Below are 19,085 nucleotides of genomic sequence, written 5' to 3'. Positions count from 1 at the left end.
GGTCAGGTCAGTCCTGCTTTTCGCCGTAGCTATAGTAGTTGTACGTATAGTAGCTGTAATCGTCACCGCCGACCTTCGGATCGAAGCGGTTGAGCACAACGCCCAGAATGTTCGCCTTGATCAGGGCAAGGCGGCGAAGCGCCGATTTGACCGCACCGCGATGGAATTCGAGTGCGTCGATCACGAACAGCACGCCATCGGCATGGTTGGCAAGCAGCGCGGCATCCGACAAGCCAAGCAACGGCGGGCAGTCAAGAACGACAGTATCGAACCGCTTGCGCGCTTCTTCGATGAAGCCATAGAGACCTTCACCAGCCAGAATGAGCGCCGGATCGGGCGGCATCGGCAGCGCCGACATGTAGCTGAGCGTCGGCACGTTGGAGCTGTAAACGGCGTCGTCAAAGCTCTTCTGGCCTGTCAGCACATCGGCAAGGCCGGTGGCCTTCTGATCGCTCATCACACGGTGAAGCGTGGGACGGCGCAAGTCGGCATCAACCAGCAGCACGCGCTTGCCAAGCTGCGCGATATCGCTGGCGACAGCACGGGCGGTCGTCGATTTACCTTCCGATTCCCGCGAACTGGTGACCATCAGAACGTGCGGCAAACCAGTGGCGGTCGAATAGCGCAGATTGGTGACAAGCGAGCGATAGGCTTCGCTGACCTTCGAGCGACGGTCTCCGAAATGCGCCTCGACATCGCCATCCTTCTCGAGCGGGATAAGCCCGAGAAGCGGCATGCCCAGCTTGCGCTCGACATCGTCGGGCGAGCGGATCGTATCGTCGAAGATTTCGCGCAGGAACACTGCGCCGGCCGCGACGATGATGCCAAGCACCAGCGAAATGAGCACATTGATGAGCAATCGCGGCGAATAGGGTTTGGTGGGAACCTCTGCCTGATCCACGATCGTCAGGTTGTTGGACGATGCCCCGGCAGCCGCATTGAGCTGATTGTAACGCGACAGCAGGGTATCATAGAGCGTCCGGTTGGTATCGGCCACGCGCTTGAGCACCGCATACTGGACACCGCGATCCTGCTCCTTGAGCGCATCGCCGCGCAAGCTGCCGACATGGGCCTGAAGGGAATTTTCCTGCTGGAGCGCTGCCTGATATTCGAGCCAGGCCGACTTCTTGAGCGAATCCGCGATCACGCTGATGCGCTGATCGTATTCGGCAATCTCGGCCTTCTTCGACTTGACTGTCACGAAATCGTCGCGGTGGCGCGATTGCTCTTCGGCAAGATCGGCTTGGACTTTGGCCTTTTCGCTGACGAGCGTCGAAATCGCGGGGTTTGCGTTGACTTCGGGAATCGAAAGCGGCGCCGCATTCGCAAGCGTATGCCAACGGTCCTCAGCCTCGATCCGCGCCGCGGTCGCTTTGGAGGCAGCGTCGTTCAGCTGAACGAGCGTGCTGTTGGTAACCGAAAGTACCGATTCCTCATTGCCGTTCTCACCTTGGCTGGTGATACGGATGAGCCCTGCCGCGCGCGCGTACTGGTTCAGATCGCGCTCCGACTGCGTCACCTTTTCCCGTGCTTCGTCGAGCTGATCGGAAAGGAAGCGACGCGCGTAGGACGAGCTGTTGTACTTCTGGTCAAGATTGCGGTCGATGAAGCGCTGGCCATATAGCTGGGCCAGCTTCGCAGAATAGGCGGCGTTCCGGCTGCTGACACTGATCGAGACGATGCGGCTGTCCGGCGGAAGATCGACAGTCAGATTATCGAGGAGGGCCTCAATGGCGGCCTCCTTGCGAAGCTGGTCGAGAGTTTTCTTGCCGCCGACTTCGGCGAGGTCCTGTTCGGTGGGGAATTCCACGCCCATCGCCTCGAAGAACGCAGGGTCGCGATTGAGACGGCCGCTTTCGACGACGCTCTGCGCCAGCGAACGGCTCTGGATAATGCCGACCTGGGTCTGAAGGAAGCGATCCGTATCCTGGACGTTGTTGACCTTTTGCAGGTCCGTGCCTTCGATGATCTGATCTGCCTGATCTTCAATCAGGACACGTACCTGAGCACTATACTTGGGAGCGACAAGCAAGGTTACAATAATGCCGAGCACCAGAACAGTGGCGATCACCCCTGCAATGAGAGCCCAATTGCGCCGCATGGCGCCCATTACCATCTTCAGTATGGCAGTCAGATCCGGGCCCGTTTCCTCAACGGCGGGATAACCCTCCAGATCGTCCCTATCGAGATATGCGTCACTCAAGATTTCTTCCCGCCATATATTCTGTTTCGGTTCATGACCGAACGAGACCCATCACTCGCCCCGTAAGGGCTGCTTCCGACAACCACCGGTTGCACGGCTTGGACAATAAAACTTCGCCTGATCAGCTGACTGCCGCGTCAATCTTCAAATGCGATCGGGCAGGCCTCCCTCATGCGCAGGCCTTCCCTCTCGCGTGCCCAGAAGCAACGCGAACATTAAGGCGGCAATGCACAGCAAGGTCTGACTCCGCAAGGGGTAGTCAGTGAGCGATTGAAGCGCCAGCTGTACCAACACGCCAACAGCGGCAAGAGGCACACCTCCATGCCGCGCCGAAAAACCGAGCGTTGCCACGGCAACCATCCAGCCGCCGATCAGCAGAATTCCGATAATCCCGGATTCCAGTGTGACCTCCAGAAAATCGTTATGCGCACGTCCGGCGCGGCCGAGGCTGACGTTTTCAAGCGCTTCATCGACCTGGAAGACTTCGTCAAACGATCCAATTCCCGCCCCAAGCGGCCAATAGCGCTTGATGGCGACAACCGTGTCCGCCCAGATTTTCGGGCGCTCCTCATCCTCTACGGAATCGAAACGCGTCAAACTCTGGTGGACACGCTGATTTCCGCTCAACAAGAAACTCCCACCCCCAATCACCAGCGCCACGGCGAGCACCGCTCCCACGACCACCTTTCGGCTATGGGCAGCCCCCCTCCTGATCCACCAATTCCATATTGCGACCAAAGCCGGAACTGTCAGAAGCGTCATGCTTGAGCGAGACCCCGTCAACACGACACCAACCACAAGAAGGATCGCGACGGCTACTGAACCAAGCTTCCATACGGGTCCAGCCCGATGCCACGGAACCGCGCCGACAAGTGCAACAAGGGCGATACCCAGCATGAGACCGGCGGTATTGCGATTGGCAAAGGTGCCCTGCAAGTTCCTGGATCCCGCGACTTCGTCATAGAAAACCAGCAACCGATTGTTCGTCGCAAGCTGTTGGGCGCCAAGCAGCATGACGATAATGCCGGCGACAACCACCGCCTGAAGCATCAGGCGCTTCTGCCGTTCCGGAAGATCCCACGACAGGACCAGAATCGCCAAAGGAGGCAAAAGAGCGAAAAAGGCCATCGCCGTTCGGTTGACGCTCAGCGTGAACGGGCGCCACGCGCCTTGCACCCCGATCAGGTCATAGGATTGCACCGCCAGGTCGCGCCCCGGGAGGGACTGCCAAATCGCAGGCGGCAAAGGCAGGAGTTGCAGCAAAGGCAACAGCAGCGTAGCTGCGACAAGAATGACAGGCATTCTCGGAGCTTGCGCAAAAAAGGCAAAGATAGCCTGCCGGTTGAAGGCAAGCACGGCAAGGCCAGCCAATTGCACAACCAGATTGGCCAAACCCGCAGCGGATCCCCCACCCCCGAAAATGAGTGCGACGAGAAGCAGCAGGACCGCGTACCCGGCCCGGCCCTGCGGGATAAAACCGACCGATGGCGGCCTTTTACGCTTTGTTCGCGACCCGGACAGAGCGTCACCTTTTAAATTATTATTCAGGACATAAAAAATCCTGCCCCTGGATTTCTCAAGGGCAGGACTCTTACGAAGTCAGGCGAATCAGACGCCCTTCGACTTCGAATTGCCGCTGGTGGCAGCCACGATACCGCCGATAGCAGCAGCACCACCAAGAGCGGCAAGCGCATAAACGCCGGCTTCAGCCTTCTGGCGGCCCTTGACGGCAACCGAGCTACGCTGGCCAACGCTCGACAGGCTGGCAGCCTTCGGAAGCGCGGCCGAAGCTGCGGTCCCTGCCTGAGCGGCCATCGGAGCTACGATCGCGCTGGCAGCAGCCACGGCCACGAGCACATTCTTCAGCTTCATGTGTCCTCCTTGAACAACTATAGACGAAGTGTCCTTTCTGGATGTACCGCCCTGCACAATGCAGCGCAATCGTATATCTGTGTTTTTCCGTAGCCTTGCGCTTCTCGCCGCCTCTTGCGGGCTATTCATCGCAAAGGGTCATGCAAATGCGGCGGAAGCTCCCTGGCCGGTCGCGATTCGGTCCGAAATGGACCGACTTGCGGACGTTGGATTCAGACTGAACCTGGCGGCTGCCCCTTTATGCAGCACCTCCGCAGCAGGCACCGGAATCGTCCTGGACCATATCGAAGCCTATTCGCCCGCGGACCGTGACGCGGTACGCGCGTTGCTTTCCATGACGGACGCTCCGCAAATTGCAGCACTGGCCATGAACAGCCCCGCATCGCGCGCCGGTGCGCGGGTTGGGGACGATATCCTTGCGATCGACGGGCAATTGACCAGCGATCTCCTTGCCGTATCGCCGGATCGCTCCATCTTCGCGGACGAACTTGAGACACGCCTTGCCCTGACACCACCCGGCAGGATGATTCACCTATTGTTGCGGCGGGATTCCAGGTCATTCGAAGTGGAGATTGCGCCCGTGCGAACCTGCTCCGCGCGCTTCGTCATCAAGACGGACAAAGGTTTCGATGCCTTCAGCGACGGCAAAAACGTCGCCCTCTCTCGAAAACTGATCGACTTTGCCCGCAACGACGATGAACTCGCGCTAATTGCCGGCCATGAACTGGGCCATATCGTCAACAAGGACGGTGACGCCCACTCTTTGGGAGAAAGGCGCAATATGGAAGATCGCGCCGATCTTCTGGGGGCGGGCCTTGCAAGATGTGCTGGATACGACCCTCAGGCGGGCGTCGAGTTCTGGCTCCGCCGTGGCAGGCAGGACCCCTTTCGCATGTTTCGCGCGCCTACCCACCGCAAACCTGAGGACAGGGTTGCTCTGATGCGGGAGAAGGCCATGACCGGGCCATGCCCGCCAAATGAGGTCAAGTGAGCAGGCACTGCTTGGAAACGAAATCCCAGACCTTGCGTGCGCCCCCCCGCCCGATTACCCGGTGACCAAATGCGTTTAAGGCCATGGAGACCCTCGAAGGTGCACAGTTCAAACAAGGCCCTTGTTCTTACCCCCCTAATGGTCGCGGTCTCTCTGACCGGCTGTACCGCCACGGCTACACATAATCCCGCGCTTCCTGTCGGCGAGGCTGCCTATCAGGTCATTCCCGCCACTGTCCCCGCTCCCAGTGTCTATACGATCGTGCCGCGCGACGTTCTGCAGGTGCGCGTCTACGGCGAGCCGGACCTTTCCGTCGAAAAGGCCCGGGTGGACGATGCCGGCTTCATCCAGCTTCCCATGGCCGGACAGATCAGCGCCGCCGGCCTGAGCGCGGACGAGTTGACCAAGCAGGTCACCGCAGTGCTGGGGCGCAAATACCTGCGCAATCCGCAAGTCGCCGTCTCCGTGGACGAGGCAGCTCCGCGCTACGTCTCGGTCGAGGGCGAAGTGAAGATGCCCGGCGTCTACGAGCTGACCACGAACACCACGCTGCTGGGCGCATTGGCGCGCGCGCAAAGCCCGCTCGTTACGGCGAAGCTGGATCAGATCGTGATCTTCCGCACGATCAATGGGCAGCGCATGGCCGCACGCTTCAACGTGAAGGACATTCGCACGGGCATCAGCCCCGATCCGATCGTCATGGACGGCGATGTCGTCATGGTCGGCTATTCGCGGATCAGCGGAGCCTGGCAGGACTTCCTGAAGATGGCGCCGATCTTCAATATCTTTGCAGTCGTGGCCACCCGGAACTGATCCGGGTCACTCGCTCAATCCGGCAAATAGGCCCGATACCATTCCACGAAACGCGGCACGCCCACTTCGATGGGCGTGCTGGGCGCATAGCCGGTATCCCGCGTCAGCGCGGTGATATCGGCATATGTCGCGGGCACATCGCCCGGCTGCATCGGCAGCAGCCGCAGTTCGGCCTTCACCCCGCAGGCACCTTCCAGCACTTCGATCATCCGCATCAGTTGCTCGCTGCGGTTGTTGCCGATATTGTAGAGCGCGTGCGGCTTGACGCTGCCGCCGGCCTTGGCTTGTCCGTCATCCGCCGGAGGCTGATCGAGACAGGCGAGCACGCCGCCGACGATATCGTCGATATAGGTGAAGTCCCGGTACATCTCGCCGTTGTTGTAGACCTCGATCGGGCGCCCCGAGAGCATGCGCTCGGTGAATTTCCAGAGCGCCATGTCCGGCCTTCCCCACGGCCCGTAGACGGTGAAGAAGCGGAGGCCGGTCAGCGGAATGCGGAACAGGTGCGCATAAGTCTCGCTCATCAGTTCGTCCGCCTTCTTGGTGGCGGCATAGAGCGAGACGGGATGATCGACACGATCCTCGACCGCGAAGGGCAGCTTTGCATTGCCGCCGTAGACCGAGCTGGAGCTGGCATAGACCATATGCGCGACCTGCCGGGCCCGGGCGATCTCCAGCATGTTGACGTGCCCGGCAAGGTTCGCGGCGACGTAGGCCTGCGGGTTCTCCAGCGAATAGCGCACGCCCGCCTGCGCGCCGAGGTGGACGATCGTGTCGAAGCGATGCGGTTCGAGCGCGGCCGTCAGCGCCGCCATGTCCGAGAAGTCCAGCCGATGGAACGTGAAAAGGTTGCCATGCCGCGCCGTCAACCGGTCCCGCCGGGCCTCCTTGAGCGAGACCGGGTAGTAATCGTTCATGCTGTCGATACCGATTACCGGCGTGCCGCGCGCCATCAGCGCTTCGGCAACCGCCGCGCCGATGAAGCCGGCCGCACCGGTGACGATCGTCGGGTATTGGGACAAGCTGGAAATCTCCGGTCTGGTGCCATCGGGGCCGGACGGTCCCTTCACGAAATGGCATGGTGGAGCAAGGCCTGTCGCTTGAACAGCACTCACTTGCGCCAGGTCGGCGCGAATCGTTGCATTTCAATGGCAGCGGAAGCGTTTGACGCAGTGCAACACGCACCATATCGAAACAGCAAATCATGCAAAGGCCGGCCGCGAAGCCCGGCGTGAATGAGCGGAGATCCATGACAAGCAAAGTCCCCGTCCTCGTTACCGGCGGCGCCGGCTACATCGGCAGCCACGCGGTCCTCGCGCTCAAGGATGCGGGTTGGCCGGTCGCCGTGATCGACAACCTGACCACCGGCTTCCGCTTCGCCATTCCCGACGGCGTGCCGCTCTACCAGGGCGACATCGAGGATGCCGACCTGCTCGCACGCATTTTCGCCGAGCGGGGCACGAAGGCGGTCATGCACTTCGCAGGCTCGATCATCGTGCCGGAATCGGTGGAGAATCCGCTCAAGTACTACCACAACAACACGGCCAAGAGCCGCGCGCTGATCGATGCGGCGGTGAAGGCGGGCGTCTCGCACTTCATCTTCAGTTCGACCGCGGCGACTTACGGCATCCCCGAAGTCTCGCCGGTGACCGAGGACAGCCCGAAGCTGCCGATCAATCCCTACGGCATGTCCAAGCTGATGACCGAGATCATGCTGGGCGACGTGGCGAAAGCCCATCCGCTCAACTTCTGCGCGCTGCGCTATTTCAACGTGGCCGGTGCCGATCCGCAGGCGCGCACTGGCCAGTCGACGGCGGGGGCGACGCATCTCATCAAGGTCGCGGTCGAGGCGGCGCTGGGCAAGCGCAGCCATGTCGGCGTGTTCGGGACCGACTTCGACACGCCTGACGGGACGGGCGTGCGGGATTACATCCACGTCTCCGACCTGGCCGCCGCGCACGTCCTCGCGCTGGAAGCGCTGATCGCGGAGCCTGCCCGCTCGCTGACGATGAATTGCGGCTATGGTCAGGGCTTCTCGGTGCTGGATGTGCTGGACGCCGTGGACCGCGTCACCAACCGCACGATCGAGCGCCGCCTCGAAGGTCGCCGCGCGGGCGACCCGGATTCGCTGATCTCGGACAACAGCCGGATCAAGGCGACGCTGCCGTGGGTGCCGAAGTACGCGGACTTGCCCACCATCGTCGAACACGCGCTCGCCTGGGAGCGCAAGCTGGGCGAGCTTCGCCCGGAATAGAACCAAAAAAAGGGCGTGGCCGGACCGAAGTCCGACCACGCCCGCAGCCGTATAGGTTTCCGTCAGAACGCGACGCTAAGCGAAGCGCGCGCCGACAAGTCGGTGGACCAGGTGGTCTGCTCCGCCCGGGCCGAGATCTTCCAGGTGAAGTCGTAACCACCCGCCAGCATCGAGACTTCGCCGATCCATGCGCCCTTCAGGCTTTCCGGCGTGATCGTGAAGCTGGAACCGGCGTCGTAGGTGTCGCCGCCGTTGAAGTAGGCGGTGGTGCTGCCAAGCTGGCCCGCAAGCACCTCGCGGCGGCCGGCTTCCAGCTGGAATGTCAGCGGGCGCCAGTCGGGCGAGATCTTGCCCAGCGAATAGGCGGCGGTGACGGTCGGCGTGACGGTCGTCTCCTTGCTGGTGCGGCTGTCGACGGTCAGCGCCATGGCCTCGCTGGTGCTGGTTTCGCTGTAGCCGTTCTCCTTCAGCCAGTACTGCTCCAGTTCGATCTTGGGCTTCAGGCTGAAGCGGGTCGAGGCCTGGTACTTGTACGAGGCTCCGGCGATGCCCGAGATCAGCCAGCCGTTCCACTTGCCGTTGGCGGTATCGGTGAAGTCCACATCGTCCACCGTACCGGTGAACGTGCGCTTGGAATCGACCGAAATGCGCGAGCCGCCAATGCGGGCCCAGGCCATGATCGGCCCCTTGGCCGTGCGCCAGAAGGCGCCGAGGTCATGCTGGCCGGTGCTCAGGTCTCCGGTTCCACCATTGTCCTTCACCGTGCCCTGCAACCAGGCATAGGACACGCCGAAGTAACCGAGATCGGTGTGCTTTTCGAAGCCCGCCGACAGGCCCCAGCCGCTGGTCTTGTAACCGGCGGTGCTGCCCGCATCCTTGCTCGTGCGCCAGTAGACCGGCTCGAACCAGCCGCCGACATCCGAGATGGTGAACATCGAGCTTTCGTCGGAGAGGTGCTGGGTGACGAGGCGGTCGGCGCTGGTCACGGCATCGAAGACGCCGCCGGCGTGGTCAGGCAACAGCGCCGAAACCTGCGACTTGAGCGTGGTCGAATCGCCGACCTCAAGCAGGCTCTCGGTAAGCTGGGTGTCGTTCTGCGCGGTGGCGTAGATCGCGTCCCAGGCGGAGGCCTGGCTGCGGGTCAGGCCCAGTTCGTCGGTCGTCTTGCGGGCGATCGTCAGGTAGATGTTGTTGGCATCGTTGCTGACGGCACCGTTATAGATGAACGGCAGGTTGGTTTCGGTCGAATCCAGCGTTCCCTGCACATTGAGGCTGCCCGCGGTCAGCACGGTATAAGTGCCTTCCGCTTCGCCGAGCGCGGTGACCGTCGCAGTGATCTTGGCGCCGTCCGCCAGCGTGGCATTGGCCACGTTGAACAGCGAACTCTTGCCCGCCGCCGTATCGATATAGACGCCGAGCACGCCGCCCGAATTCACCGTGAGCGAGCCGAAGTTGATCGTCTCGGCCTTCCTCGCGGTCAGCGTCGCGCCGCTGTTCACCGTGACGCCAAGGTTGCCCGCGTTCGTGAAGCTGCCGGTATAGACCGACGAACCCGACAGCGTCAGCGCGCCGCTCTCACCCGCGAAGTCCATCGTGCCGGTGAACGTCGCGGAATCGGCGAGCGAGGCGGTTCCCAAGCCGGTGCCGAAATAGACGTTGCCGGTGTAGACGCTCGTGCCCGACAGCGCGAGCGTATCGTCACCGGCCCCGAACTGGGTGGCGCCGGTGATCGTGCCCGCGGAGGCACTGAGCGTGTCATTGCCGGAACCGAACAGGATGTTGCCCTGGATGCTGGTGTAGACGGTGGGGTCGGTGGTGACCTTGTTCGTCGTGAGGTAGGTCGCGCTGGCCTTGATGTCGTCCGAATTCATGTACTGGTTGATCGTCACGCCGGTGGTGTTGGTGGACAGGTCGATCGCGGTAAGCGTGTCCGTGCTCGAACCCGTCGCCTTGATGAAGCCGGTGTTGTTGATCGTCGTCAGCGTGCCCGAAAGGTCCTGAAGCGCAACCGCCGTGCCCGCGCCCGGCGAAGAGATCACCGCCGAAATCGTGCCCGAGTTGTAGAGGCTGGCCGCCGTGCTGCCGGCGTTGATCGTCAGGCCATAGGCCGCCGTGTCGTACGTCGTCGCGTTGACGGTACCGGTCACGCCGATGCCGTTGGTCAGGTTGACGTTGCCGCCCTGCCCGCCGATCACCACGCCATAGGCATTCATCTTGGAATAGTAGGAGTTTCCGGTCGCCGAACCGTCGATGGCCAGCGAGTAGGTGCCCGAGTTGCTGGATACGCCGCCCACGGTGATGTCGGTGGCGCCGCCGACCTGCAAGGCAGGCGAGGTGCCGTAGGAGGTGATCACGCCCGTACCCTCGCTGGCATCGGCCACGCCGTCGCCGTCTTCGTCGGGATTGGAGCTGTCTTCGTCCACCGGCGGGGCCGCGATATAGATGCCGCCCGCAACGTTGCCGTCGATTTCCACGGCAGCCTTGCCGGTTTGCAGCGCCGTGCGAGACAGCGCGAGCGTGGCGCTGTTGTCATCGGTGAAGGACGTGGCCTGCGAAACGGTACCCTGTACGGTGACCGTGCCGCTGACATCGCCCTTGACGACCAGTCCCTGCGCGCCCGCGCCGACGACCGATACAGTGCCGTCCACCGTCACGTTGCCGTTGACCGCCTGAGTCGAGACGCCGACCGAATTGTCGCCGGTCACCTTGATCGTGCCGCTGTTGACGATGTTGCCGGTGTAGGCCGAATCGACGACGATGCCGCCCGAATTGAGACCCTCGACCGTGATCGTGCCCGCGTTCGAAATCGAACCGCTGGTTGCACCGCCGGACAGGACGTGAATGCCGTAACGATTGCTGGCCGATGCGATGGCGCCGTCGGCAATGCCGTCGGCCACGCCGTTGGCGTCTTCATCGGAAGGCACGAAGTTCTCGGTAACCGCGATCGTCCCGGTGGAACCCACAGTGACGGTTGCGTTGGTGCCGGCATTCACGGCCACGCCCGTCGCGTTATCCGCGCCGCCAACCGCCAGCGCGCCTTCGACATCCACCGTGTTGGTGCTGTCGGCCGTCACGGCATTCCCGCTCGCCACCGTGACGGTGCCGCCCGAAGCCACCGTTACGTCGCCCGCGCTGGACGTGACCAGCGGCGTGGTGGTGGCGGTGGAAACGGTGGTGGCGGCAAGCACCGGGGTCGCGGCCAGAGCCAGGACCAGCGCGCCCAGGCTGGTGGACGATTGCAAGGAATTCATATGGTTATCGCACTCTTTTACGGGAGGAAAAAACAGGAGCGGGCGCCCCCGGGTCAGACGGCGATGCCGATCAGGGCAGAGCCGGTGTAACCGGAGGAAACCGTGCCGGTGAGGCTGGGGGTCATCTGCGCGAGCTGCGCGGAAGTGTTGTCTCCGAACACACCGTCGGACGAGAGCGTGATCGCGTTGTAGTTCGCGATGCTGGCGGTGTAGCGGGAGTCGCCGGTGAAGACGGCGGTGTTGATCGCCGCCGGCATGGCCAGCTGCGAGATCAGGCTGGCGGTGCGGCCGGTGCTGGCGGCGGTGAGGCCGCCGGTGAAGATCTCGAAATGGATGTGCGGCCAGCGGCCCGAGTAACAGGCAGGATAGATCGTCGTGAACGTGACTTTGCCGTCGGCATCGGTCACCTGAACGCCGCGCAGATAGCTCTCGGTCGTCACCCCGCTCGAATAGAGCGAGTAGCGGCCATAGGCATCGCAGTGCCAGACATAGATGGCCGCGCCCGCGATCGCCGCGCAGCCGTTGTTCACGTCCACCAGTTGCAGCGTGATCTCCAGCGGCACTCCGGTCGCGGTGGTGGCGGAACCGATGAAGCTTGAGCGGATGTCCGAGCGGACGATCCCGCTGATGGTGAGGACGTTGGAGGTCGATCCGCTCGCGGTGTTGGTGCCGTCGGCGGGATAGGGCCCGTTGGTCTCGGTGGGATCGGCAATGCAGCTTGCGCCGGACGTCCCCCCTGAGGTGGAACCGGTGCTGGAGGTCGAGGATGACGTGGTGGAACTCGATCCGCTCGACGTCGAGGTGGTGGAAGCGGCCGAGCCCGTGCTGGACAGGTTCGACGCGGCATCGTCACCGCCGCCACATGCGGCCACCGTCACGGCGGTTCCGGCACTGGCAAGGAAGGCAAGCGCACGGCGCCGGGCCATGAACTTTTCGGAAATGACATCGATGTCGTGGCTCAGGCCGCGATCATGCTCGTCCTGTTCCGGCCCCTGATGTTCCAACCCAACCTCCCTCGTGCAGGCGTTGTGGTGACCGTTGGTCGGCCAGACAGGCGCTTGCAGGGGAGCAGGACTGGAAGCTCGCGTTTGCCGCGAGATTTCAGTCTGATTTCAGGGTTGTATCGGGGTGTTACAGATTGTCGCGAAGTGTCTCAGGGATCGCCGGGAAACACGCCTCGGGCGCATTTCCCGGCCATTTCCTGGGCCGATTCTCAGGCGACCACGGACGGCACGAAGAGATAACCTTCGTTGCGCACGGTGCGAATAATGTCACCGCCGCCTTCGCCGTCCGAAAGTTTTCGGCGCAAGCGCGAGAGCTGCACGTCGATCGCCCGGTCGTAAAGCTCGCTGTCCTCGCCGCGCGACCAATCCAGAAGCTGGTCGCGTGTCAGCACCCGGCGCGGATGCTGGGCGAACGCACGCAACAAACGAAATTCACCGTCGGACAGAGAGATGAGCCGATTCTGCGGATCGAACAGCAGGCGCAGGCCCAGATCCATGCGCCAGCCGGCGAAGCGCAGCACTTCGCTGGACTGCACATCCCCGTCGAGCGGCGGCCGCTCGTCATTGGCCGCCACGCCCGGCAGCGTTATCGCCTCAACGATACCGGCAGCAGGCGCACCATAGGCACGCCGCCTTAGAACCGTGCGGATGCGGGCCAACAATTCGCGCGGATTGCAGGGTTTGGCCAGATAGTCGTCGGCGCCCATTTCAAGGCCGACGATCCGGTCGACATCGCTGCCGACCGCCGAAAGCATGATAACCGGCGGCGCATCGGGGCCAAGCTGGCGCAGCGCCGTAAGCCCGTCCTCACGCGGCATCATCACGTCCAGCACGATCAGGTCGAAATGCCGCTGCGCCAGCAGCGTGCGCATGGCGTCGGGATCGGCCGCGGTTTCGGTGGCGTAACCGTGCTTGCCGAGAAATTCGCCGATGAGTGAGCGAATGCCCTCGTCATCGTCGACGATGAGGATGCGAGTTTGCAGGTCCATCGCAGGATGTTCTAGGATCATTGCAGCACGATAGAAACCCCGTGTTCCACCCACATTTCAATACATATTTCAGTCGCGCGCCGGTCGCCGCCAGATTGCAACAGGATTGCAACCTCGCTGAAATCGCGAAGCAAACTCCAGCCCCGACCTAGCTCTTCATGAATAGTCGAGTTCGCCAGGTTCTGCCTCGGGCGACAGGAGGCTTGGACTACATGGCATCCCCCGCCAGGTCCGCCGGCCATATTCCTGTCGCCCGAGAGGCCGGCAACACCGTCCGTCATGCCACCGCCAAGGCACCGGACGGTGCCGGGACCATCGGCGTCGCAGGTCACGTAGTCGCACCCGCCCTGCCCGCCGATGGTCCCGGATCATTTCCGCCCGAATCACGCCCGGACGACACGGTTGGTGTCAGTTCAGCTTGGCTGGTATATAAGGAGCGCACGGCGGACGGTCCGAGTAGTGTCATATGTGGCTGCTACCCGGCTCCGCGAGACGAATCGCGGTCGGCGGACAAGAACTTTCGGCCCGATATCAGGAATTTCCTTCCAGCCCCGGATCAGGGGACAAGGTTGCTGGACAGGATCCGGGGTGACCGTCTCCACCGATCGGCTTTGTGCCGCGCGGTGGGGACGCGGAGCGGGTTCGAAAGGGACGTGTCCCTCCCTTTCGAGCCTGCTCCGCAAATTTTCCGCTACAGCTTGCCCGAAACTCGGCCCGAACGTAGCCTCGCCGAAATGCGTGCGTCTCGAATTCGCCGCGAAATCGTGGCAAGGGCGCGGCCATGATGCTGCCCCGCCTCACCAATCGAATCGGCCTGCCGCTGGCGATCCAGATGATCGCCATCCTCGTCTGCGCGCTTATCGGCGCGCAGTTGGTGACGCTGGCGCTTACCGTCATTCTCCCGCCAAGCCCCACAGCGCGCTGGAATATCGACGAAGTTGCCTTCGCGCTCAAGAACGCCGGGGCGGACAAGGAGATTGCCGAGCGCCTGGAACGCAAGACCATGATCGGGCCGCCCGATGTCAGCGGTCAGGGCTGGCTGGTCTCCGAATCCTCGCGCGAGGCGCTGGCCGGACGGCTGGGCCGGGAAAGCAAGGACGTGGTGCTGGCGTTCTACACGCAGCTTCCGGTCGGCGGCGTTGCGGTGCCAAGCTCGTCGCGCTCGCCGCTGGCGCTGCGCGACAATCCCGCGGCGCCTTCCGCGCTCTCGACCATGCTGATCGGCAAGGCCGATGCCCAGTCGATCCCCGGCGGGCCGCCCCCCGGCGGCATGCCGGGGCCGAGCGGCATGCCGGGCGGCCATTTCCCGGGCGGACAGATGCCCGGTGGACACCCCGGCGGCCAGATGCCGGGCGGTCGGCCCGGTGGGCAGATGCCCGGCAGCCGGATGCCCGGCGGCCATATCCCGGGCGGCCGTCCCGGTGGACATACGCCGGGTGGCTCCGGCACCGAAGCAGGTAATCCCAGCCCCGGTGGCGGCAACTCCGGTACCACCAAGCCGGGCGGCGGGACTTCGGCGCCCGGCGCCGGACAGCAGGGTATCGGCGAGCAAGGCAACGGCCAGCCCGGCATCGGCGGCGGGCAGGAAGGCTTTCGGCCCGGTGGCAACGGCGGCTTCAATGCGGGCGACTTCGGGCGCCCCGGCGGGCTGATCCCGGCGCTTCCCGCGATGAACGACCTTCCGCGCGTGACTCTGCCGCAGCCAGCGCCCGTTCCCAGCGCGGTGCCCTCTCCCGAAGTGACGCGCGCGCCCGCGCAGGCCCCCGCGCAGTCCAGCGCCACTGCCACGCCGGAAGCGATCGAACTCCCCGCGCAGCATACCGTCGTTTCGGTGGCCCCGCTGCCGGTCCCAGCCGCCGCGCAGCCCTTGCCCGCAGTGCCCGGCACACCGCAGCCGATCCCCTTCCGGCATGCGACCGGCAATATCTTCGCGCTAACCTCGCCTCCCTTCATCGAGGGTGACTTCGTGGCCGCGCTGCGTCAGCCGGACGGGCAATGGATCGCCGTCGCCCCGCGCGCCGAGCCTTTCCCCAATGCCTGGCAGAAGCGGGTCATGCTGTGGTTCGCGCTGAGCCTGGCGATCATCAGCCCGTTCGCGTGGCTCTTCGCGCGCCGCATCGTGCTGCCGCTGCGGGACTTCGCGCGCGCCGCCGAACAGCTTGGGCGCGATCCCTCGGCCACCATTCTGCCGCTGCGTGGCCCCGCCGAGATCGGCCGTGCCGCCAATGCCTTCAACCAGATGCGCAACCGCCTGCGCGCCTTTGTCGACGATCGCACCGCCATGGTCGGCGCGATCAGCCATGACTTGCGCACCCCGCTCACCCGCCTGCGCTTCCGCATCGAGGATGTGCCCGACGAGCAGCGCGAGGGCCTGCTGAAGGAAGTGACCGAAATGGAAGCGATGATCAGCCAGGTCATCGGCTTCATCCGCGACGCCTCCACGCCCGGCCCGCGCGAACGCACCGATTTTGCCGAACTTATCGCCAGCAGCGTGGCCGATGCCCGTCTGGTGGGCGGCGACGTGACGATCGAGCGCAACATCCACATCCCGGTGGACGTCGATCCGATGGGCATCCGCCGCCTGCTCGACAACCTGCTGGAAAACGCGGTGAAGTACGGCGAACGCGCCCGCGTGCGCGTCAGCCTCAACGAGGGCGAGGCGGTGGCCGAGATCGTCGACACCGGCCCGGGCATTCCCGAGGAAGAGTACGACCGCGCTTTCGAGCCGTTCTACCGCACCGATTCGGCGCGCAAGTCCGGGCAGAAGGGATCGGGCCTTGGCCTTGCCGTCTGCCGCTCGATCGCCCGCGCACATGGCGGCGACGTCAGCTTCACGCAGGAGCGCGACGGCTTCACTGTCCGCCTTGCGGTTCCCGCCGCGTTCGACCAGAGCCTCAAGGCCGTCGCCTGATGCGCCAAAACCGCATGGCGGGGCCGCTGCTGGCGGCCTCACTGGCGCTCGCGGCGATACCCGCGCAGGCTCAGGACACAGCGGGCGGCACCGCGCCGGTCGTGACGGCAGTGGCTGCACAGCCCACATCGACCACCGTCTCCGCTGAGACGCAGGCCGATACTCCCGCCCCCGACAAGCCCTGGAGCTTCGCGCTCGCGGCTGGCGTCAGCGACCGCGACCATGGCTCCGACGGTTCATGGCAATCGATGGCGCTGAGCCGGCAGGTCGGGCGCGGCTATCTGCGGGCCGCGCTGATGCGCTATCACGGCACTCTGCTACAGGCGAATACCGCGCTGCCGTCCGACTATCTTGTCGGCACGATCGGCGCGGGCGGCAATTTCGACAACTGGGTGGTGGATGGCTGGGCCAGCTACGGCTGGCAGGACTACGGCCGCATCAGTACCGACGCCGGCAAACGCGACAGCACCGGTGCCACGGGCAGCCCCTACTATTCGGTCGGCGGCGATTTCGGGCGGGTTTTCCCGCTGGGCGACCGGATCTTCGCGACGCCCACGGTGACGATGTCCTACGCCCACGGCCGCTTGCTCCATCCGGCTCCGGACGAGACCGGGCTGGTCGACCTGGAGACCGAGGAGCCGACCTGGAGTTCGGCCGCCACCCTGCGGATCGACCACGCGTTCGGCAGCGAGGGCAAGCAATATGTCGGGCTCTCCGTCGCCCGCGCCTGGACCAGCAATGCCGTTTCCGAAGTGCTCGTGCGCGATTATGCGGACGTTCTGGAAGCGAGGCGGACCGGCGTCATGCCCGCGCGGCATATCGACGACGGCTGGTGGGAAATCGGCGCGACGGCCAACATGCGCCTGTCCGACAGCATGAGCCTCGACCTCTACGCGACGCGCAGCTTCGAGGCACTGGCCGGCAATACGACTTCGGCCGGCATATCGCTGCGACGCTCGTTCTGAAAAGACAACGCGCGCGCCTTCTTACGGCAGTTTCACTTCGCCGCGAGCTTGCTGGCCCATTGGAAGCGCGGGCGGATTGCTATCGATGTTTAGCAGGTAGACGGTGTAGGATTCGTCGGTAACCGCACCATCATAGCGCGCCAGCATCCGCGTGCGCTCCAGAAAGCGCCGCGCCATTTCGGGCGTGTGGTGGGTCGTCCAGTTATAGCCGCTGGCAATCGTGGCCGTGCAGCACGCATCGGGCGCGTGCTGGAGCAGGATCAGCACCGGCCGGTGATAACGGCGATGGAGCGCCTCGGCAGTCTGCGTCACCTGATCGAGCGTGATGTCGAGCTGCGCGTTCTTCGTGAAGTGATTGACCGCCCCGAACCTTGCACGGCGGATCTGCCAGACCGGGTTGTGCGGCGCATAATAGGGCAATGCCTCGATCAGATAGTCGGGGTCGGCCATGATGATCGCCCGCGAAAGCTCCGGCCGCTGTGCGATCAGCGCGCCGAGGTCGGCGGCGCGACTGTACGGGGCGTGAAATGACGCCGCGACTTCCGCAAAGGTCAGCACGATCTGGCGCAACAACAAGGCGACAAGGCCATAGTGCCCGACCTTCCGCAACACGGCGTCACGCCCCTTGGCGGGCTCATCCACACCGTCACGCCTGTCGGCATCAAGCCGCATCCACCACAGCGTCAACAGCAGAACCAGCCAGAGCGCCTGATGCCGCTCGCCACCCGGATAGATGACCGCGAAGAACAGCGACATCCCGCAAAGCCCCGCCAGCGCGGCCAGGAAGTGAAGCGGCCTCCCCCAGAGTACGAACAGGCTGGCAAGCAACGCCGCCGAAAACGGCAGCTGGATCCACAGACCCGCGTCGGCATCCAGCATGAAGCCAATGCCGGGAAGCCCCACCGCAGCGATAGCGCGGAGCAGGTTGTGACCGCCGGCGCCCTGCGCGGCATCGTTGAACGGCGGCCAGACGGTGAGGAAGCAGGCCAGCGAAGCCAGCGCCAGAATCGCCCCCACCGGCAGCACGAGACGCAGCGTCCAGTCCCGCACTTCCGCACGGCCTCCGCCTCTCGGCCAGCGCTCCAGCAGCCAAACGCCCAGCAGCAGCCAGGACAGCAGCATGGAATGGACGTTAGTGTTGGCAAGCAGCACCAGCGGAAGCACCAGCCAGATCCCCCGCAATCGCCAGCGCGGATAGGCCGCCGCAAACACGAACATCAGCAACATGCTGATGCCATAGTTGCGCGCCATCACGACATATTCCCAGAGCGCGAAGTGCCCGAAAACGATGAGCAGCCGCATGCCCCACGACAAGGGCGCGCGCCAGATCAGCAACACCACCGCCGCCAGGCCAATCAGCCACGAGATCACCGGCAGCGCTGCTTTGCCGATCAAGGCATGCCCAGAACGCAGCAGAAGATACCAGAGCATCGGATGGCCATCGCCGCGCAGGGCAAGGAACATCTCGGAGACCGTATCGCCGGTCGTGGCGATCGTCAGCGCCCGCACTTCGTCGCGCCAGAACACGTGCTGCGCCGCAAGCAACCCGACCGCACCCAGCCAGAGCGCCAACAGGACCCAATTACCGACGGCCCGGGATTTCAGAAGAGGCATGGACAGACGGCTCACACGCAAACCGCGCAGCTTCGCACGATCTGCCCTTCATCACGCTTCATAATGCCACCCCATATGACCCCGCGCCCCCGGCGCCCGGTCGGCTCTGACAAGTGTCATTAACCATGACACTTGTCAGAAACGTAAACGCGCCGAACACGGCAGAGCGAGAAGCCCAAGCGAGACACGAAGGCAAGCGTGGGATGCGTGTTGAAGTA

13 protein-coding genes are annotated in these 19,085 nt (G+C 63.9%); 5 read left to right on the top strand and 8 right to left on the bottom strand.

The annotated features are described in order from the left end of the window. Window positions 1-7 precede the first annotated feature (7 nt). The 3 genes from AC1VVM_RS07110 to AC1VVM_RS07100 form a co-directional block, all read right to left on the bottom strand. Window positions 8-2,203, bottom strand: coding sequence for a GumC family protein (locus tag AC1VVM_RS07110; RefSeq protein ID WP_482903359.1), 2,196 nt, complete (start codon window positions 2,201-2,203; stop codon window positions 8-10). Window positions 2,204-2,347: 144 nt separating this feature from the next. Beyond that, window positions 2,348-3,595 carry an O-antigen ligase family protein gene (locus AC1VVM_RS07105; RefSeq protein WP_482956217.1) on the bottom strand — a complete coding sequence of 416 codons (1,248 nt, stop codon included), beginning with the start codon at window positions 3,593-3,595 and terminating at the stop codon, window positions 2,348-2,350. Between the two features lie 216 nt (window positions 3,596-3,811). Continuing rightward, window positions 3,812-4,075 carry a hypothetical protein gene (locus tag AC1VVM_RS07100; protein ID WP_482903357.1) on the bottom strand — a complete coding sequence of 88 codons (264 nt, stop codon included), beginning with the start codon at window positions 4,073-4,075 and terminating at the stop codon, window positions 3,812-3,814. Window positions 4,076-4,133: 58 nt separating this feature from the next. Here AC1VVM_RS07100 and AC1VVM_RS07095 point away from each other — a divergent pair, with 58 nt between their 5' ends. Further along, complete coding sequence (locus tag AC1VVM_RS07095; RefSeq protein ID WP_482956216.1) at window positions 4,134-5,066, top strand: M48 family metalloprotease; 933 nt, start codon at window positions 4,134-4,136, stop codon at window positions 5,064-5,066. Window positions 5,067-5,165: 99 nt separating this feature from the next. Continuing rightward, on the top strand, window positions 5,166-5,879 hold the full coding sequence (locus tag AC1VVM_RS07090; protein WP_165912202.1) for a polysaccharide biosynthesis/export family protein: 714 nt from the start codon (window positions 5,166-5,168) through the stop codon (window positions 5,877-5,879). Between the two features lie 14 nt (window positions 5,880-5,893). Here the strand turns inward: AC1VVM_RS07090 and AC1VVM_RS07085 are convergent, their stop codons facing one another. Then, window positions 5,894-6,832, bottom strand: a complete 939-nt coding sequence (locus tag AC1VVM_RS07085) for an NAD-dependent epimerase/dehydratase family protein (RefSeq protein WP_482956335.1) — start codon at window positions 6,830-6,832, stop codon at window positions 5,894-5,896. Window positions 6,833-7,128: 296 nt separating this feature from the next. On the opposite strand from AC1VVM_RS07085, the gene galE reads away from it, so the two are divergent. Then, window positions 7,129-8,133 carry a UDP-glucose 4-epimerase GalE gene (gene galE, locus AC1VVM_RS07080; RefSeq protein ID WP_482956215.1) on the top strand — a complete coding sequence of 335 codons (1,005 nt, stop codon included), beginning with the start codon at window positions 7,129-7,131 and terminating at the stop codon, window positions 8,131-8,133. A 62-nt stretch (window positions 8,134-8,195) separates the two neighbouring features. On the opposite strand, the gene AC1VVM_RS07075 is transcribed toward galE, so the two are convergent. The 3 genes from AC1VVM_RS07075 to AC1VVM_RS07065 all read right to left on the bottom strand — a co-directional run bounded on the left by AC1VVM_RS07075 (window position 8,196) and on the right by AC1VVM_RS07065 (window position 13,377). Next, on the bottom strand, window positions 8,196-11,384 hold the full coding sequence (locus tag AC1VVM_RS07075) for an autotransporter domain-containing protein (protein ID WP_482956214.1): 3,189 nt from the start codon (window positions 11,382-11,384) through the stop codon (window positions 8,196-8,198). Window positions 11,385-11,437: 53 nt separating this feature from the next. Then, complete coding sequence (locus tag AC1VVM_RS07070) at window positions 11,438-12,388, bottom strand: dioxygenase family protein (protein WP_482956213.1); 951 nt, start codon at window positions 12,386-12,388, stop codon at window positions 11,438-11,440. Window positions 12,389-12,597: 209 nt separating this feature from the next. Continuing rightward, complete coding sequence (locus tag AC1VVM_RS07065; RefSeq protein ID WP_132388906.1) at window positions 12,598-13,377, bottom strand: response regulator; 780 nt, start codon at window positions 13,375-13,377, stop codon at window positions 12,598-12,600. 781 nt (window positions 13,378-14,158) lie between these two features. On the opposite strand from AC1VVM_RS07065, the gene AC1VVM_RS07060 reads away from it, so the two are divergent. Then, window positions 14,159-16,288 carry an ATP-binding protein gene (locus AC1VVM_RS07060; RefSeq protein ID WP_482903352.1) on the top strand — a complete coding sequence of 710 codons (2,130 nt, stop codon included), beginning with the start codon at window positions 14,159-14,161 and terminating at the stop codon, window positions 16,286-16,288. Then, window positions 16,288-17,253: an autotransporter outer membrane beta-barrel domain-containing protein gene (locus AC1VVM_RS07055; RefSeq protein WP_482903351.1), complete on the top strand. Its 966-nt coding sequence runs from the start codon at window positions 16,288-16,290 to the stop codon at window positions 17,251-17,253. Before AC1VVM_RS07060 ends, AC1VVM_RS07055 begins: the two co-directional genes overlap by 1 nt. 21 nt (window positions 17,254-17,274) lie before the next feature. On the opposite strand, the gene AC1VVM_RS07050 is transcribed toward AC1VVM_RS07055, so the two are convergent. After that, on the bottom strand, window positions 17,275-18,867 hold the full coding sequence (locus tag AC1VVM_RS07050; protein ID WP_482956212.1) for a hypothetical protein: 1,593 nt from the start codon (window positions 18,865-18,867) through the stop codon (window positions 17,275-17,277). Between the last annotated feature and the right edge of the window lie 218 nt (window positions 18,868-19,085).

This window comes from Novosphingobium sp. BL-S-33, from assembly GCF_056857025.1.
This window is presented reverse-complemented; position numbering and strand designations above follow the sequence as displayed.

What these genes read in the sequence shown, in the direction of transcription:
- AC1VVM_RS07085 (WP_482956335.1), bottom strand. Translation starts at nt 6,832, where the DNA reads ATGGCGCGCGGCACGCCGGTAATCGGTATCGACAGCATGAACGATTAC.
- AC1VVM_RS07065 (WP_132388906.1), bottom strand. Translation starts at nt 13,377, where the DNA reads ATGGACCTGCAAACTCGCATCCTCATCGTCGACGATGACGAGGGCATT.
- galE (WP_482956215.1), top strand. Translation starts at nt 7,129, where the DNA reads ATGACAAGCAAAGTCCCCGTCCTCGTTACCGGCGGCGCCGGCTACATC.
- AC1VVM_RS07100 (WP_482903357.1), bottom strand. Translation starts at nt 4,075, where the DNA reads ATGAAGCTGAAGAATGTGCTCGTGGCCGTGGCTGCTGCCAGCGCGATC.
- AC1VVM_RS07060 (WP_482903352.1), top strand. Translation starts at nt 14,159, where the DNA reads ATGATGCTGCCCCGCCTCACCAATCGAATCGGCCTGCCGCTGGCGATC.
- AC1VVM_RS07075 (WP_482956214.1), bottom strand. Translation starts at nt 11,384, where the DNA reads ATGAATTCCTTGCAATCGTCCACCAGCCTGGGCGCGCTGGTCCTGGCT.
- AC1VVM_RS07095 (WP_482956216.1), top strand. Translation starts at nt 4,134, where the DNA reads ATGCAGCGCAATCGTATATCTGTGTTTTTCCGTAGCCTTGCGCTTCTC.
- AC1VVM_RS07055 (WP_482903351.1), top strand. Translation starts at nt 16,288, where the DNA reads ATGCGCCAAAACCGCATGGCGGGGCCGCTGCTGGCGGCCTCACTGGCG.
- AC1VVM_RS07050 (WP_482956212.1), bottom strand. Translation starts at nt 18,867, where the DNA reads ATGCCTCTTCTGAAATCCCGGGCCGTCGGTAATTGGGTCCTGTTGGCG.